The organism is Mannheimia cairinae (genome assembly GCF_028649535.1).
In the GTDB taxonomy this organism is placed as follows: domain Bacteria; phylum Pseudomonadota; class Gammaproteobacteria; order Enterobacterales; family Pasteurellaceae; genus Mannheimia; species Mannheimia cairinae.
In genome coordinates this window covers 347,092-363,670 of record NZ_JAQSJE010000009.1, presented here as the reverse complement: position 1 = coordinate 363,670, position 16,579 = coordinate 347,092, and the positions used below count along the sequence as shown (strand labels likewise).

Annotated in this window: 14 protein-coding genes and 1 tRNA gene; 9 read left to right on the top strand and 6 right to left on the bottom strand. The window is 37.0% G+C overall.

The window, feature by feature from the left end:
* Positions 1-979 precede the first annotated feature (979 nt).
* The 5 genes from PTQ27_RS10695 to fnr all read right to left on the bottom strand — a co-directional run bounded on the left by PTQ27_RS10695 (position 980) and on the right by fnr (position 5,793).
* A tRNA-Val gene (locus PTQ27_RS10695) sits at positions 980-1,056 on the bottom strand.
* A gap of 61 nt (positions 1,057-1,117) precedes the next feature.
* Entirely contained in the window at positions 1,118-1,930 is an 813-nt protein-coding gene (gene apaH / locus PTQ27_RS10690; RefSeq protein WP_273748683.1) for a bis(5'-nucleosyl)-tetraphosphatase (symmetrical) ApaH, read from the bottom strand.
* Between the two features lie 92 nt (positions 1,931-2,022).
* Complete coding sequence (locus PTQ27_RS10685) at positions 2,023-3,999, bottom strand: exoribonuclease II (RefSeq protein WP_273748684.1); 1,977 nt, start codon at positions 3,997-3,999, stop codon at positions 2,023-2,025.
* Positions 4,000-4,084: 85 nt separating this feature from the next.
* Positions 4,085-4,876, bottom strand: coding sequence for an enoyl-ACP reductase FabI (locus PTQ27_RS10680; RefSeq protein WP_273748685.1), 792 nt, complete (start codon positions 4,874-4,876; stop codon positions 4,085-4,087).
* Between the two features lie 143 nt (positions 4,877-5,019).
* Positions 5,020-5,793, bottom strand: coding sequence for a fumarate/nitrate reduction transcriptional regulator Fnr (gene fnr / locus PTQ27_RS10675; protein ID WP_273748686.1), 774 nt, complete (start codon positions 5,791-5,793; stop codon positions 5,020-5,022).
* A gap of 230 nt (positions 5,794-6,023) precedes the next feature.
* Between fnr and PTQ27_RS10670 the strand changes: the two genes are divergently transcribed.
* The 5 genes from PTQ27_RS10670 (at position 6,024) to galU (ending at position 11,967) form a co-directional block, all read left to right on the top strand.
* A complete protein-coding gene (locus tag PTQ27_RS10670; RefSeq protein ID WP_273748687.1) occupies positions 6,024-6,449 on the top strand; it encodes a universal stress protein in 426 nt (141 codons plus the stop codon).
* A 260-nt stretch (positions 6,450-6,709) separates the two neighbouring features.
* On the top strand, positions 6,710-9,337 hold the full coding sequence (gene alaS / locus PTQ27_RS10665; protein ID WP_273748688.1) for an alanine--tRNA ligase: 2,628 nt from the start codon (positions 6,710-6,712) through the stop codon (positions 9,335-9,337).
* A gap of 83 nt (positions 9,338-9,420) precedes the next feature.
* Positions 9,421-9,606, top strand: a complete 186-nt coding sequence (gene csrA / locus PTQ27_RS10660; RefSeq protein ID WP_273748689.1) for a carbon storage regulator CsrA — start codon at positions 9,421-9,423, stop codon at positions 9,604-9,606.
* A gap of 26 nt (positions 9,607-9,632) precedes the next feature.
* Positions 9,633-10,991 (top strand): phosphohexomutase domain-containing protein, encoded by a 1,359-nt coding sequence (locus tag PTQ27_RS10655; RefSeq protein WP_273748690.1) that lies wholly within the window; start codon positions 9,633-9,635, stop codon positions 10,989-10,991.
* Between the two features lie 88 nt (positions 10,992-11,079).
* Positions 11,080-11,967, top strand: a complete 888-nt coding sequence (gene galU, locus PTQ27_RS10650) for a UTP--glucose-1-phosphate uridylyltransferase GalU (protein ID WP_273748691.1) — start codon at positions 11,080-11,082, stop codon at positions 11,965-11,967.
* Between the two features lie 55 nt (positions 11,968-12,022).
* Here the strand turns inward: galU and glmU are convergent, their stop codons facing one another.
* Complete coding sequence (glmU, locus tag PTQ27_RS10645; RefSeq protein WP_273748692.1) at positions 12,023-13,384, bottom strand: bifunctional UDP-N-acetylglucosamine diphosphorylase/glucosamine-1-phosphate N-acetyltransferase GlmU; 1,362 nt, start codon at positions 13,382-13,384, stop codon at positions 12,023-12,025.
* A 138-nt stretch (positions 13,385-13,522) separates the two neighbouring features.
* Here glmU and yaaA point away from each other — a divergent pair, with 138 nt between their 5' ends.
* The 4 genes from yaaA to PTQ27_RS10625 are packed head-to-tail and all read left to right on the top strand — an operon-like array spanning position 13,523 to position 16,558.
* A complete protein-coding gene (gene yaaA, locus PTQ27_RS10640) occupies positions 13,523-14,296 on the top strand; it encodes a peroxide stress protein YaaA (RefSeq protein ID WP_273748693.1) in 774 nt (257 codons plus the stop codon).
* Positions 14,296-14,892, top strand: a complete 597-nt coding sequence (locus tag PTQ27_RS10635) for an HI_0983 family protein (RefSeq protein WP_273748694.1) — start codon at positions 14,296-14,298, stop codon at positions 14,890-14,892. The genes yaaA and PTQ27_RS10635 overlap by 1 nt, the downstream gene beginning before the upstream one ends.
* A 5-nt stretch (positions 14,893-14,897) precedes the next feature.
* A complete protein-coding gene (locus PTQ27_RS10630) occupies positions 14,898-15,803 on the top strand; it encodes a cation diffusion facilitator family transporter (RefSeq protein WP_273748695.1) in 906 nt (301 codons plus the stop codon).
* The gene (locus tag PTQ27_RS10625) at positions 15,803-16,558 is read left to right on the top strand and encodes a Zn-ribbon-containing protein (RefSeq protein ID WP_273748696.1); all 756 of its coding nucleotides are present in this window, start codon (positions 15,803-15,805) and stop codon (positions 16,556-16,558) included. The genes PTQ27_RS10630 and PTQ27_RS10625 overlap by 1 nt, the downstream gene beginning before the upstream one ends.
* Positions 16,559-16,579 lie beyond the last annotated feature (21 nt).

Genomic DNA, 16,579 nt, shown 5'->3' with positions numbered 1-16,579 from the left:
GAGCAAGATTCTTGTTAGGGATAGAGGCTAATTTGCCAGTTTCATTATAAAAGCGGACAATGCCATAAAATTGATCGCTTTTTAGGGGTAATATATGTTTAAAGAAAAAGGTTATGATGAATTTTTAGCAGAGTAAATTCGTGTTGGAATAGAACAACTCAAAGCTGGGCAAGGTATTTCTTTTGATACTGCCAAACAACAAATTAAAAAGCAATTAGAGCAGAAAAAAGAGATGGAGTTAAGCCGAAATAGAGATGTTGTTTATGGCTAATCTTAATACCAAAAGCACGCAATAATATCAATGAAATTTTAGAAAATGTTGTTGAGTTTACCGGCTATGAACAGAGCAGTATTAAACTATATAAGAATATTTTCATCATTACCATTATTCATACTCGCCGACTTTACCCCTGACTATAATCATTAAAGCGACCATAACAGTACTTGTTAAACCCCATCTCAATTCGCAAATCCTCACGCTTTTGAAAAATAATCTCATTTTAAAATTGTTTATAGCCCCAGAATGAATGAAATACTATTCACCTTATCATTATTGCCGAGGTTGATTTAACTAATGTAATCACCCGATAGAATTGCTACAGACTTTTACCGTGGAGCAGAAAAATCTAAAACCTAGTAGGTAAAATAAGTCCAATTAAGTAACTTAGAACGTTGGAATCGGCGGTAATCTGGTAGGAGAAATTAATACGTAAGAGGTAATAAAAACCAAAAGTGCAAGAATAGTGTGGATCCCTATGGGAGCAAGTTATTTGGTGTGCAGTTCGTGTGTGCAAATTTGTGCAAAGGAATATAAATAGAGAGTATAAACAATCAATAAATACTATATTTTATATTAAAAACGTAGGTTTTATAGGAATTATGCTACATTATGGAGATATATTAAATAACAATAAGTGATTGATATTTAAAGTTTTTTAAATAAAAAAGCACGAAAAGTGATTTTCGTGCTTAAAAATAATGGTGCGACTAGCTGGACTCGAACCAGTGACCCCCACCATGTCAAGGTGGTGCTCTAACCAACTGAGCTATAGTCGCAATGTGGGAGGAATTCTAATAGAAAAAGCAGCTGCACGCAAGTGGGTTATAGCCTATTTGCTTATTTTAAACGCATTTGGGTAAAGATTTGTTTGTCTTCCCAGCGTATCATTGTTAAATAGCTTCCCCACGCACAGCCGGTATCTAATGCGTAGATATTAGGGCGAGAGCATTTCCCCATTAAACTTGCCCAATGTCCAAATAAAATATCTGTATTGCTAAATAAAGGATTATCTAATTCAAACCACGGAACAAGCTCTTTTGGAGCCTCTTCGATAGGTGATTTACATAAAAAATCTAACCGCTTGTCAGTGTAGCAAAAACGCATTCGGGTAAAGACGTTAATAATATATCGCCAGCGTTCAATACCTTGCAAGTCGGAGTGCCAACGCTCTGGGTGGTTTTCGTACATTTGAGCAAGATAGTTGGCATAATCTTCACGTTGTAAAATCTGTTCTGCTTCTTTTGCACAGGCTAGCGTAGTTGGAAGATCCCATTCAGGGCTGATTCCTGCGTGAGTGAGTAGGAATTTATGCGTAGGGTGTTGAATAACAAGCGGTTGATTTCTTAGCCAATTTTGCAAATCAGCACGATCTTTCGCTTCAAAAATGGCATCGACTTTATCATTCGGTTTAACTTTTTTTATTCCTAGCAGGGTCGAAAGTAGATGCAAGTCGTGGTTGCCAAGAACGGTTTTCGCATTGTTTGCAGGATCTTTGACGAAGCGTAAGCAAGAAAGAGAATCTTCGCCACGGGCAACGAGATCGCCGGTTAGAAAAAGCTCATCTTGCGTTGGGTCGTATTTTACTTTGTCGAGTAGAAGTTGAAATTCTTTAAAACAGCCGTGTAAATCGCCTACAATATAGGTTGCCATTTTTTCTCCTCAAAATTTAAAACAAGCGGTCAAATTTTATCGAAACTTTGCAAATTTTTGCAAAATAATTCTAAAATTTGACCGCTTGCCATTCAAATAATATTCCCTACAATAGAACGGGTTTCTAAGCGAACTTCGGTTAGTTTTACCTTAACCGCTTGCCCGATTTGGTAGGCCTTTTCGCCTTTGATGTAAAGTGCAAGTTCTTCTTGGCGGTAGTCCATTTCCTCTTTATTATCGTGTAATGTCGAGAATGGGACGAAAATTTGTGCTCCGTTTTTAATCACTTTTGCACGCACACCGCCACGGGAAACATCTGCAATTTCACAGTCAAATTCGACCGCTTGTTCCACCATTGGGAAGAGGTAACGAGCATATAGCCAATCCGCAATATCACGCTCAACTAAACGATTTTGGCGGCGAGCTTCTTGCAAGCGAGTTAATACCGATTCCTCAACCGCATTGATTTGTTTACCTAACAATACTTGTTTGATTAAACGATGGTTTACCATATCGCCATATTTACGGATAGGCGATGTCCAAGTAGCGTAATGGCTGATACCTAAACCAAAATGCGGTGCAACTTCTGCTTTAAATTCTGCAAAAGTTAAATAACGACGTAAACGCAATTCTAAGAATTTTTCAGGAAAATCTTGAATATCTCGTTGCATTTCGCAGTAGCCTTCTAGCGTTGCTAATCTTTCGGCAGAGTAGCGTTCAGAAAGTGCTTCAAGGTTTTCTTCTGTGGCTAACGTTTGCAGTAAGAATGATTTAACTGACTCATAGTTTTTGCTATCAAAGCCTGAGTGGGTGTTAAATACGCCGGTATTGGCATTTGCGGCTAAAAATTTTGCACAGCAAATATTGGCGATAATCATAGACTCTTCAATCATTTGATTCGCAATGCGGCGGTATTCCACGTGAATATCTTTTACCGAACCGTCTTCATTTAATTCAAACGTATAGTCGCCTTGTTCTTTAAATACTAATGCGTTTTTAGCTCGCCATTGAATGCGGGCTTGTGTAAATTGATGTAACCAATCAATTTGTTGTTTGGTTTCAGAAGATGCTGGCTGCCACGCATTTTCAACCTTTTCAAGATAATCAGAAACATCATCATAAGCGAGGCGATCTTTAGATTCTACCCAAGCCGAAGTAAAGGTCGCTTCTTTGGTTAAGTTTCCTTCTAAATCGGTTTCGATAAAGCCAACTAATGCAGGACGTTTTTCATTTGGAACGAGAGAGCAGAGATCGTCTGATAACTCACGGGGCAACATCGGAATGTTAAAACCCGGTAAATAGTTGGTAAAACAGCGTTGGCGGGCGGCTTTTTCAATATTAGAATTTTCAGGAATGTAAGCGGTTGGGTCGGCAATCGCCACCACTAATCGCCAGCCTGTTTGTGAGCCATTTTCTTCAATCGGTTCAATGAATAGAGCATCGTCCATATCTTGCGTGCTAGGGCTGTCGATAGTTGTGAAATATAAGTGTGTTAAATCTTCACGAGGCAGCTCATCGTGCAATTCGTAGCTTTTTTCATTAGCTACTGGTTCACGAGGTTGTTCGTGGCGAGCAAGGGTTACCCACCAAGGAGCAAAGTTGTCATCAGCTTTACAAATAAATTGAGTCACTTGAGAGAAGAAAAAACGGTCATCACGTAATGGGTGTGTTTTAAGTTGTGCCACAACCCAGTCGCCATTTTCTAATTTTTCTGTAACCGATTTGTGGGTATTGGCTGGAATGTTTTGTTTAATACTTGGGTGATCGACCGATAACTGTAATTTACCTTCTTTATTTAAACGCACTTGTGCAATAAAGCGACTTAACATTGGCTCGATTAAAGAGTCGATTTCCACTTGTTCTTTATCGCCTTCACGTTTAACTACGGCTTTTACGGTATCGCCGTGCATTACTTTTTTCATTTCCATTGGTGGAATGAAATAGCTTTTTTTATCACATTCTAAAAAGCCGAATGCTTTATCAGAGGCTTTCACATAGCCTTCTACATATTCTTTATTGGCTTCAATTTGTTGTTTTAGCTGAGCTAAAAGAGGATTGTTTTGAAACATAATACTGATAATCTTATAAAATAAATAAACCCTCTTTCGAGATTACTCCAGAAAGAGGGGGATATTTTGAGGTTAATACGAAAAATTATTCTTCTTCGCCTAATTCGCCCATTGCCATTACGCTGAAACCTGCATCAACGTGTAACACTTCGCCCGTTACACCAGAAGCTAAGTTTGAGCATAAGAATGCAGCTGAATTACCTACATCATCAATAGTCACAGTACGACGTAATGCAGCTGTTTTTTCAAATGCAGATAGCATTTTCTTGAAGTTTTTAATGCCAGAAGCTGCTAATGTACGAATTGGGCCCGCTGAGATTGCATTTACACGAATACCTTGTTTACCTAAATCTGCCGCCATAACACGTGTTGCTGCTTCTAATGATGCTTTCGCTAAACACATTACATTGTAGTTAGGGATTGCACGCTCTGCACCTAAGTAGCTTAATGTTAAGAGTGCTGCATTTTCATTTAAGAATGGGCGAGCTGCTTGTGCCATTGCAACAAAGCTATATGCACTAATATCGTGAGCAATACGGTAGCCTTCACGGGTTGCAGCGTTTACGTAATCGCCGTCTAATTGATCGCCCGGGGCAAATGCGATGGCGTGAACAAAGCCGTCAAATTTTTCCCAATGTTTACTTAATTCAGTAAAACATTCGGTAATGCTTTCATCGGTTGCAACATCTAATGGAAGCACGATATCTGAGCCAAATTCTTTTGCAAATTCTTCAACACGTGGTTTTAATTTATCGTTTAAATAAGTAAATGCTAATTCTGCACCTTGTTGTTTCATTGCATTTGCAATGCCATAAGCAATAGAACGATTGCTTGCTAAACCTGTTACTAAAATACGTTTACCAGTTAAGATACCCATAAAAATTCCTCTAGATTTGGGGGATAAAAATTGTGTCGATTATAGCGGATATGCCACTATGTAGCAAATAAGCTGATGAGCTGATCGGATCAGAAATCCCTTTTCTGATGATTATCAAAAAAGGGATTTAAAATAATGAATAATTAGGCAGTAGTTTGAGCAATAACTTGTTGTTGAGGTTTTATTGCACCAGCAAGTTCAGCTAAGTCTTCCATACTATTGATGATAATATATTTACCTTGTACAGAGATCATTCCACTTTTTTGGAAGCGGCCTAATAGGCGACTAATAGTTTCAATGGTTAAACCAAGATAATTGCCAATATCGCCACGAGTCATTGTTAAGCGGAACTCTCGAGCAGAGAAGCCTCGGGCAGAGTAGCGTTGAGAAAGATTATATAAAAAAGCCGCTAATTTTTCTTCCGCATTCATCTTAGAAAGTAATAAAATCATTTCCTGATCGCTTTTAATTTCATTACTCATTAATCGCATAATTTGATGGCGAATTTTTGGCATTTTTCCTGCCAAGTCATCTAAAATATCAAATGGAATTTCACAGATCATCGAAGTTTCTAATGCTTGAGCATAACCTTCGTGCTTCATATTTGTGATGGCATCAAAACCAATTAAATCGCCAGGCAAATGAAAGCCTGTAATTTGTTCTTCACCACTTTCACTTAAGGTATAAGCTTTCAATGTACCGGAACGGATTGCATAAAGTGAACGAAGTTCATCGCCAGATTTAAAAATAACTTGAGATTTTTGAACAGGTTTTTTACGTTCAATAATATTATCCAACTGTGTTAGCTCAGTTTCATTGAGGGTAAATGGTAAGCATAATTGGCTAATACTGCAGTTTTGGCAATGAATTGTACAAGCTGTGCGTCCATTCGATTTTGATTCAGATACAATTTTCATTCATTCAACCTTAATCAGGAAAAATAGTTTAAATTTGATTTAGAACAAAGTTTACCACTAAAATTTAGCTTAAGCAAAGAGAGATGGAAAAATTAGCAATACTCCGAAATGAGTAATTAAAAAATTCTAAGAAATTTTCTGTTTTGCGATCTACTTCAAGTTTTTATTAAAAAGAGTGTGTTAGTATGCCTCTACAAATTAAGAATAAACCTAAAAACAAGGAGCTTATTATGTACAAACATATTTTAGTTGCAGTCGATCTTTCAGAAGAAAGTCTTGTTTTAGTTCGAAAAGGTGCTGGTTTAGCTGCAAAATGTGGAGCAAAACTTTCACTTATTCACGTTGATGTAAATTTCTCTGATTTATACACAGGACTCATTGATATAAATATGTCTTCAGTACAGGATAGTGTTGTTGAGGAGACCAATACGGCATTAGCGGAGCTAGCCGCTAAGGTAGATTACCCAGTTTCAGATTGCTTAAATGGTACAGGTGATTTTAGCCAAGTCTTACAAGAGGCTGTTGAAAAACATAATGTTGATTTATTGATTACAGGGCATCATCAAGACTTCTGGAGTAAATTTATGTCTTCTACTCGCCAAGTAATGAATAATGTGACTATTGATATGTTAGTAGTGCCACTAACAGAAGAATAATTTTGTTAAATGTTAAATAAAAATAACCGCTTGAGATAAGTTTGTGCATTCTTCAAGCGGTTATTTTTTGAAGAAAATTTACACCGTAGGGTGCTATATCGTATTGATGCTAAAGTCTATCTGCAAATGCAAGTGTTTGGATAAAAAAACGACTAAATTGCTTAAATAAGACAAACATAGCTAACAAAATATAATAAAAAATGTGTAAAATAGTTGCATTATTTTAATGCTTAACTTTTCTTTTTTAAGAGTATTTCACAATGAAAACAACTTCAGATATTAGACAGTCTTTTTTAGAGTTCTTTCAAACTAAAGGTCATACGATTGTACCGAGCAGCTCTTTAGTACCAGAAAATGATCCAACATTATTATTTACTAATGCGGGTATGAATCAATTTAAAGACGTTTTCTTAGGTTTAGAAAAACGTCCATACACAAGGGCAACAACAGCACAACGTTGTGTGCGTGCCGGTGGTAAGCATAACGATTTAGAGAATGTAGGTTACACTGCTCGCCATCATACTTTTTTTGAAATGATGGGTAATTTCAGCTTTGGGGACTATTTCAAACAAGATGCGATTAAATTTGGTTGGGAATTTTTAACTTCTCCACAATGGTTAGGTTTACCAAAAGAAAAACTTTACGTGACGGTGTATGAAACCGATGATGAAGCCTATGATATTTGGCATCAAGAAGTAGGTGTACCGGCAGATCATATTATTCGTATCGGGGATAATAAAGGTGCCGCTTATGCATCAGATAATTTCTGGGCAATGGGAGATACTGGTCCTTGTGGCCCTTGTACTGAGATCTTCTATGATCATGGTCCGGAACATTGGGGCGGTTTACCTGGTACACCAGAGGAAGATGGTGACCGTTACATTGAAGTTTGGAATATTGTATTTATGCAATTTAATCGCCAAGCCGATGGTACGATGGAAAAACTACCTAAGCCTTCTGTTGATACAGGTATGGGCTTAGAGCGTATGACCGCAGTTTTACAACACGTAAACTCTAACTATGAAATTGATATTTTCCAAACATTAATTAAAGAAGTGGCTTCATTACTGAATGTCACAGATTTAGATAATAAATCATTACGTGTAGTTGCTGATCATATCCGAGCTTGTTCTTACCTAATTGCTGATGGAGTCGTTCCTTCAAATGAAGGTCGTGGTTATGTGTTACGTCGCATTATTCGTCGTGCGGTTCGTCACGGTAACCTTTTAGGTGCTAAAGAAGCATTCTTCTATAAATTAGTGCCGACATTAGCTCAAGTAATGGGGCAGGCTGGTGAAGTATTGAGCCAAAAACAAGCACATATCCAAAAGACCTTAAAAGCAGAAGAAGAGCAGTTTGCTCGTACACTTGAACGTGGCTTAGCGTTATTAGAAGATGCTTTAACTAAAGTAGAAAATAAAACCCTTTCAGGTCAAGTCGCATTTAAACTTTATGATACTTATGGTTTCCCATTAGATTTAACAGCTGATGTTTGCCGTGAGCGTGATATTACGATTGATGAAGCAGGCTTTGAAGCTGAAATGACAGCTCAGCGTGAACGTGCTAAAGCAAGCAGTAATTTCGGCACAGATTACAATAATGTAATTAAAGTCGAAGGCAAAACGGAATTTGTAGGACACACCGAAACCGAATTCACAGATGCAAAAATTATTGCCTTATTTAGTAATGGACAAGCCGTTGAATCTATTCAATCAGGCGAAAATGCAGTTGTTATTTTAGATAAAACGCCATTCTATGCTGAAATGGGTGGGCAAATCGGTGATAGCGGTTATATTTCATCAGAAATTTGCAATTTTGATGTGGCAGATACACAAAAATATGGTCAAGTCTTTGGGCATATTGGTCAATTAACCTCAGGCACTCTTTCTGTCGGTGATAAAGTAGCTACCCAAGTAAATAAAGAGCGTCGCCACTCAATTACATTAAATCACAGTGCAACCCACTTATTACATTCTGCATTACGTCAAGTATTAGGTGATCACGTTACCCAAAAAGGTTCTTTGGTTTCAGAAAATGTATTGCGTTTTGATATTTCTCAACCAGAAGCGATTACTAAGGTGCAACTTGAAGAAGTTGAGCGTATAGTAAATACAAAAGTGCGTGAGAATATCAATGTCGTTATCCAAGAAATGGATATTGAATCAGCAAAAGCAAAAGGTGCAATGGCATTATTTGGCGAAAAATACGGTGATGTTGTGCGTGTTGTTGAGATGTCTGAGTTCTCTATTGAGCTTTGTGGTGGTACGCACGTTAAACAAACAGGTGATATTGGTCTATTTAAAATCACCTCAGAAGGTGCAGTTGCTGCAGGTGTTCGCCGTATTGAAGCATTAACTGGTGAAAATGCAATAGCATGGCTACAGAATTTACAACAAGCAATGCAACAAAGTGCAGAATTATTAAAAGCAGATAGCAATTCGTTAGTTGAAAAAATTCTTCAATTACAAGAAAAAGCTAAACGTACAGAAAAAGAACTTCAGCAGCTAAAAGAAAAACAAGCTGCTCAAGCAGGGGCTGATTTAGCAAAACAAGCGACCCAAATTAATGGAGTAAACGTCGTTATTCAACAATTAGAAAATGTTGAGCCAAAAGCATTAAGAACAATGGTTGATGATCTTAAAAATCAATTAGGAAGTGCAATTATTGTTTTTATTGCCAATACAGATGGAAAAGTAAATCTGATTGCAGGTGTGACCAAAGACTTAACGAATAAAGTAAATGCAGGTGAGCTAGTTGGTGCAATGGCTCAGAAAGTTGGTGGGAAAGGAGGCGGTCGTCCTGATATGGCAATGGCTGGAGGTTCAGAACCTGAAAGTATTCCACAAGCTTTAGCATTGGCACAAGATTGGATTACTGCAAAACTTTAAAATAATAACAAGGCAAAAATTAGCCTTGAAGCTTAGCCCTATATTTAAGCAGTAATAGGGCTTTAACCCAGTAGGAGACAATTATGCTTATTCTAACTCGTAAAATTGGGGAGGTTTTACTCGTAGGAGACGATGTTGAGATCACGGTACTCAGCATACGAGGAAACCAAGTTAAATTAGGTGTGAATGCACCTAAAGAGATCTCAGTACACCGTCAAGAGATTTATGACAAGATTAAAGCCTCGGCAGACGAGGATAAATCGGATTAATTCATTAACCTCACAAGGAAAACACTATGGGAAAACTTACTTGTTTTAAAGCTTATGATATTCGTGGCCAATTAGGTACAGAGTTAAATACAGATATTGCATATCGTATTGGTCGAGCATTTGGTCAATATCTTAAGCCAAAATCAATAGTAGTGGGTGGAGACGTTCGTTTAACTAGTAATGAACTTAAAAGTGCTGTTACAAACGGTTTGTTAGATTCAGGTGTAGATGTTATTGATCTGGGTTTAACTGGAACAGAAGAGGTATATTTTGCCACCTCATTCCTAAAAACAGATGGCGGTATTCAAGTAACGGCAAGTCATAATCCGATGGATTATAATGGTATGAAACTGGTGCGAGAAGGTTCTAGACCAATTAGTGCCGACACTGGTTTAGCGGATATTCAACGTTTGGCTGAAGAAAATAATTTTCCAGCTGTTGAAAAACGAGGCACTTATACACAGAAATCAGTGCAAGGTGAGTATGTTGAACATCTTCTTTCATACATTGATTTAAGTAAGCTAACACCGAAAAAATTAGTGATTAATTCTGGAAATGGTGCAGCAGGTCAAATTATTGATGCGATTGAAGCACAATTTAAAGCTCATCAGGTACCTGTTGAATTTATCAAAGTACACAATAATCCAGATGGTAATTTCCCAAATGGTATTCCTAACCCAATTTTGCACGAAAATCGTGAAGACTCTATCCAAGCTGTTTTAGAAACTAAAGCAGATGCTGGTATTGCATTTGATGGCGATTTTGACCGTTGTTTCTTTTTTGATGAAAAAGGTGGCTTTATTGAAGGCTATTATGTGGTAGGTTTATTATCACAAGCATTTTTAGCTAAAAATAAAGGTGCTAAGATCATCTATGACCCTCGCTTAATTTGGAATACCGAAGAACTAGTCAGTGGGGCGGGTGGAGTGCCTGTAATGTCTAAATCAGGGCACTCTTTCATTAAAGAAAAAATGCGTGAAGTTGATGCTATTTATGGTGGTGAAATGTCTGCACATCACTATTTCCGAGACTTCTTCTACTGTGATAGTGGAATGATTCCGTGGTTATTAACATTAGAATTACTCTGCACTACAGGCAAATCATTAAGTGAATTAGTGGGCGAGCGTTTAGATAAATTCCCATCGCCAGGCGAAATTAATAGCAAACTTACCGATGCACAAGCCTCTATTGCTCGGGTGAAAGAAGCTTACAAAGATGGTAAGGTTGAAACACTAGATGGTATTAGTGTAGAGTTTGAGAATTGGCGTTTTAATTTACGTAGCTCTAACACCGAACCAGTCGTTCGCTTAAATTTAGAAACACGTGGCGATAAAGCATTAATGCAACAAAAAACAGATGAAATTTTAGCATTATTACGTCAATAATTGGTAAAATATCAGTGAAATCTAACCGCTTGTTAAACAGACAAGCGGTTAATTTTAAAATAATAAATAATTACTTAAAGGATTTTCAATGAAAGTTATTATTCCTGTAGCTGGTCTTGGCACACGAATGTTGCCTGCAACAAAAGCTATTCCAAAAGAGATGCTAACCCTTGCAGATAAACCGTTAATTCAATATATAGTAAATGAATGTGTTGCTGCAGGGTTTAAGGAAATTGTACTGGTTACACATTCTTCAAAAAATGCGATCGAAAACCATTTTGATACCTCTTTTGAGCTTGAAACAATGCTTGAAAAACGAGTTAAGCGTCAATTACTAGAGGAAGTACGCTCAATAGTACCAAAAGATGTTACCTTAATTCACGTTAGACAAGGGCAAGCAAAAGGGCTTGGACACGCAGTTTTATGTGGACGTTCAGTAATTGGAAATGAACCTTTTGCAGTGGTTTTACCTGATGTATTATTAGGTGACTTTACTGCAAACCAAAAAACAGAAAATCTGGCTGCAATGATTAAACGTTTCAAAGAAACGGGAAATAGCCAGATTATGGTGGCACCAGTACCGATGGAAAATGTCAGTAGTTATGGTGTAGCTGATTGCAATGGAGTAGATATTCCGCTAGGTGATTCAGCACCAATTAGCCGTATGGTAGAAAAGCCAAGTGTAGAAGAGGCACCATCAAATTTAGCGGTTGTGGGACGTTATGTGTTCTCAGCTAATATTTGGGATTTATTGGAAAGAACACCTGTGGGTGTGGGCGATGAAATCCAATTAACGGATGCTATTGATATGTTGATTCAACAAGAAACAGTTGAAGCATTTAATATGACAGGTCGTTCATTTGACTGTGGTGATAAAGTTGGCTATATGAAAGCCTTTGTTGAATATAGTTTGCATCACGATAAATGTGGGACAGAATTCAAAGAATTTATTAAAGATTTAGCAAAAACTTTATAATGATAAATGCCTCTATTGACTCAATAGAGGCATTAATTTTAAAGCTATGTTAGCTTTATTTTTTAGTTGGACGTTTCCAACCTTGAATATGGTGTTGTGGTACTCGGCTAATAACTAATTCATTTTCAGCAATATCTTTAGTTACCGTCGCTCCAGCTCCGATAGTTGAGCCGCTAGCAATAGTAACCGGTGCAACTAATTGGCTGTCTGAACCGACAAAAACATTATCGCCAATAATGGTTTTAAATTTGTTTGCACCATCGTAATTACAGGTGATCACACCTGCACCGATATTACAATCTGTTCCAATTTCTGCATCACCAATATAGGTTAGATGGTTTACCTTAGACCCCTTACCAACAACGGCTTTCTTAATTTCAACAAAGTTACCAATATGTGTTTCTTCTGCTAATTCTGCACCAGGACGCAAGCGTGAAAATGGCCCGATTGCCGATTTTGCTCCAACAACAGCATCTTCAATTACAGAATACGGTTTAATTTCTACATTGTCGCCAATTTCACAATTTTTTAGTACGCAACCAGCACCAATTTTTACATTATTACCTAGTTTGATATTACCTTCTAAAATAACATTAACATCAATATACACATCTTTACCGTGAACAATATTGCCACGAACATCAAAACGGGTTGGATCAATGATAGTAACACCGGCTAATAGTAATTTTTCAGCCTCTCTTTTTTGATAAAAACGTTCTAATGCAGCTAGTTGTAAACGGTTATTAGCACCTTCTACTTCCATAAATTCATCTGCCTGTACCGCTTGAACTTTAAAACCATCTTTATTCGCCATAGCAATAACATCAGTAATATAATACTCGCCTTGAGCATTGTTATTATCTAAATTATTTAACCATTTCTTAAAGCTTGCACCGCTTGCCACCATAACACCAGTATTAACTTCCTGAATTTTTAACTGCTCTGGGGTAGCATCTTTTTGTTCAACAATCGCAACAACTGAACCATTTTCTCGAATAATACGGCCATATCCCGTTGGGTTTGCCAGCTCAACGGTTAAGAGAGCAATACCATTTTCTGGTTTTTCAGCGATTAAACGAGCCAGCGTCTCTTTAGTAATTAAAGGAGCATCACCATAAAGCATTACAATGTTTTCATTATCTGCAAAAAACGGAGCTGCTTGCTGCATTGCGTGACCAGTACCGAGTTGTTCAGCTTGAAAAACCCAATTAACAGGTTCTTCATTTAATCGGGCTTTTAATAAATCAGCACCGTGTCCATAAATAAGATGAATTTGATTAGCTTCTAATTGTTTAGCGGTATCAATTACGTGTTTGACCATCGGTTTTCCAGCAACTGGATGCAATACTTTTGGTAAATCTGAATACATACGAGTACCTTTACCAGCAGCTAAAATAACAACACTAAGTTGAGTCATAATTTTCCCTTATTAAATTTTCTTAAATAAAAAAGCACATTGGGATATATTTTAGCGTGTTTATTAAATGATTTCATCGGTTAGCTCAAAATTTTACTTTTCTGCTATAATATTTCCCTTTTTAGAAAAAGGAGCCATATGTTAGCTATTATTTCCCCAGCAAAAACGTTAGATTTTGAAAGTAAAGTTGACGGTTTTGCATTTTCTCAACCAACTTTGACCGCTTACAGTCAAGAATTGATCAATATTTGTAAACAGCTTTCGCCTGCAGAAGTTGGCAGTTTAATGTCTATCAGTGATAAATTAGCCGCCCTTAATGTTGCTCGATTTACCGAATGGGCATTTGAACATACCGAACAAAATTCAAAAGCTGCATTATTTGCATTTAAAGGTGATGTTTATACGGGGTTAGATGCAAAAAGCTTAACAAAAGAGCAGGTAGAGTACGCACAAACGCATTTACGAATGTTATCTGGCTTATATGGATTATTACGCCCGTTAGATTTAATGCAACCTTATCGTCTTGAAATGGGAACGAAACTGGTGAACCCTAAAGGTAAGAATCTTTATGCCTTTTGGGGTAATACTATTACAGAATATCTTCAACAAGCGATCGATGAACAGCGAGACGGGGTATTGGTAAACCTGGCTTCGGATGAATATTTTAATGCGGTTAAAACACACCATTTAAACGCAACGATTGTTAAACCTATTTTTTTAGATGAAAAAAATGGCAAATATAAAGTTATTAGTTTTTATGCTAAAAAAGCCCGTGGAATGATGGTTCGTTTTATATTAGAAAATCAACCAACTGAAATTGAACAGTTAAAAGCTTTTAATTATGGCGGTTATTGGTTTGATGGAGAAAACTCTACCGAAACAGAATTAGTCTTTAAACGAGAAGAACAGTAATGAACAAAAATGTAGGGGCGTATTACATACGCCTATTGATGAAAAAAGGGCGAATATTATTCGCCCCTATGGCTTTATTGTTATCAAGTTGTGCAAACAATATCTCCCAATTTTCCATACCGGATAAAGTAGAATTTCAAGGGCAACGTTACGTAAAAATAACGGATAATCAACTGGATGATATGCAACATTTGCTCTATTTACCCGAGAATAGCACTAAAAATGCAGAAGATTGGGATAAAGGCATTCTCTTTTTCTTAGATAAAAATAGTAAAGGACAAACCTTAGAACAACGTCTTGCTTTTCGTCAATCTAGCTTTGCGAAACAACCTAATGTAGCCACTGAATTTGGTATTTGGCAAAATGAGTTGCAAAGTCAGATTATATACCCACCAACAGAACGCTTTCAAAATATAATGTTTGAGGTAACACGTGGGCGAGATTTGGCTTGTGGCTATGGGCAACTACAATTTTCAGATAAGCGTGCAGTCAATAAAATTGCAAAAAAATCAGAAAATTTGACCGCTTACACAGATGAGATGATAAAGCTCGCTTTAGCCTTTAACCAAATGCGGTGGCAAATTGAATGTAGATAATAGAAATGAGAGAAGAATACAATAAATTAGTTAAAAGAGCGGCTAATTTAGCCATTATTGTTGCGGTTTCTTTAATAATTATTAAAGCACTTGCTTGGTGGAAAACTGGGTCTATTTCAATTTTAGCCGCAATGACAGATTCCGTTGTCGATTTATTCGCATCATTGACGAATATTTTGGTATTGCGTTTTGCTTTACAGCCTGCAGACGACAATCACGCTTTTGGGCACGGTAAAGCAGAATCTTTAGCAGCTTTAGCACAGAGTGCTTTTATTTCAGGCTCAGCTGTGTTTTTGTTACTTCAAGGCTTTCATAAATTAACAGATCCCGAATTAATTGAACAATCAAATATTGGTGTAATAGTCAGTATTGTGTCAATGGCTGTAACCGCAATATTAGTATTTTACCAGCGTTATGTAGTGAGCATTACCCAAAGCCCTGCGATTGAAGCTGATTCCTTACACTACCAGACAGACTTATTTATGAATGGGGCAATTTTAGTGGCGATGTTGCTAAATGGTGCGGGTTTTATTTATGCTGATGCTTTATTTGCTATTGGTATCGCACTTTATATTGCATTAAATGCCGTAAAAATGTTTTGGGTAGCAGTACAAACATTATTAGATCAAGCTTTACCAGATGAAGAAATAGAATTAATTAAAGATATAGCTTCAAAGCATCCTAATATTTTAGGAATTCACGACATTCTTACTCGTCGAGCAGGGGCAGTCCGTTTTATCCAGTTACATTTAGAGCTTGATGATCATCTTACCTTGTTGGTGGCTCACGAAATTACAGATAGTTTAGAACAAAAATTGTTATCTGCTTTTCCAATGTCAAAAGTAATTATTCATCAAGAGCCAACAACTGTTGTGAAAGAAGAATTTAAAGATATGGCGGAGAGTATTTAGTGTATCAAGTAATTGCACATTTTAGCTATCAGAACTTTGAACAAGACCCTGTCACGCTAATAAGTCAAGTCTTAAATCAGTGGTTATATAATGGACAAGTTATTGGCAGAGAGATGCCGATAACATTTCATCAAACTGAGTTTCAAGTACGAGTTTGCACGTCAGAGCAAGAGAGCTTATTAGCTTGCTACAATAGTGAGGAAGTTAATGAGGCTCTTCAACAAGCAGCTGAGGCAGGTGTTCAATTTAAAGCCTTTGAGATAGTAGGGCAAGACTATCAGGCCGAAGAAACAAGTAAAATTTTGCAACCTGTTTTTCAAATTTTATATACAACGCATTTAGATACCTGTTCGCCTCTTTTCGATGGTGAAAGCTTTGCTCCTATTCCACTTTATCGCCTAAAAAATCAATCACTAAGTGAATCGTTGCTAAATTGGCAACAAAATTGGCAAGCTTGTGATCAGCTACAAATGAAAGGTCAAATTCTTGAATTTGAGGCATTAAATCAGATCAGTAATGAAAATAGCCCTTTGTCTAAAATGGGATTGGAATTATGCAAGCAAATCGAGAAAAAAACAAAAATCCCCACCTTTTATTATCTCTATAGATTAGGTTCAGATTTTAATGAAGAATATAATCGAAAATGCCCATCGTGTAATGGGGACTGGAAATTGCCAGTACCACTGCATAATATTTTTCATTTCAAATGTGAGCGATGTCGGCTTATTTCCAATTTAAGTTGGGAATTGTTATAACTTTTAGTTATAGTAAAGTAA

Bases quoted from the DNA above. Each gene is read 5' to 3' on its own strand.
- apaH (WP_273748683.1), bottom strand. From the start codon at position 1,930: ATGGCAACCTATATTGTAGGCGATTTACACGGCTGTTTTAAAGAATTT.
- PTQ27_RS10685 (WP_273748684.1), bottom strand. From the start codon at position 3,999: ATGTTTCAAAACAATCCTCTTTTAGCTCAGCTAAAACAACAAATTGAA.
- PTQ27_RS10680 (WP_273748685.1), bottom strand. From the start codon at position 4,876: ATGGGTATCTTAACTGGTAAACGTATTTTAGTAACAGGTTTAGCAAGC.
- fnr (WP_273748686.1), bottom strand. From the start codon at position 5,793: ATGAAAATTGTATCTGAATCAAAATCGAATGGACGCACAGCTTGTACA.
- PTQ27_RS10670 (WP_273748687.1), top strand. From the start codon at position 6,024: ATGTACAAACATATTTTAGTTGCAGTCGATCTTTCAGAAGAAAGTCTT.
- alaS (WP_273748688.1), top strand. From the start codon at position 6,710: ATGAAAACAACTTCAGATATTAGACAGTCTTTTTTAGAGTTCTTTCAA.
- csrA (WP_273748689.1), top strand. From the start codon at position 9,421: ATGCTTATTCTAACTCGTAAAATTGGGGAGGTTTTACTCGTAGGAGAC.
- PTQ27_RS10655 (WP_273748690.1), top strand. From the start codon at position 9,633: ATGGGAAAACTTACTTGTTTTAAAGCTTATGATATTCGTGGCCAATTA.
- galU (WP_273748691.1), top strand. From the start codon at position 11,080: ATGAAAGTTATTATTCCTGTAGCTGGTCTTGGCACACGAATGTTGCCT.
- glmU (WP_273748692.1), bottom strand. From the start codon at position 13,384: ATGACTCAACTTAGTGTTGTTATTTTAGCTGCTGGTAAAGGTACTCGT.
- yaaA (WP_273748693.1), top strand. From the start codon at position 13,523: ATGTTAGCTATTATTTCCCCAGCAAAAACGTTAGATTTTGAAAGTAAA.
- PTQ27_RS10635 (WP_273748694.1), top strand. From the start codon at position 14,296: ATGAACAAAAATGTAGGGGCGTATTACATACGCCTATTGATGAAAAAA.
- PTQ27_RS10630 (WP_273748695.1), top strand. From the start codon at position 14,898: ATGAGAGAAGAATACAATAAATTAGTTAAAAGAGCGGCTAATTTAGCC.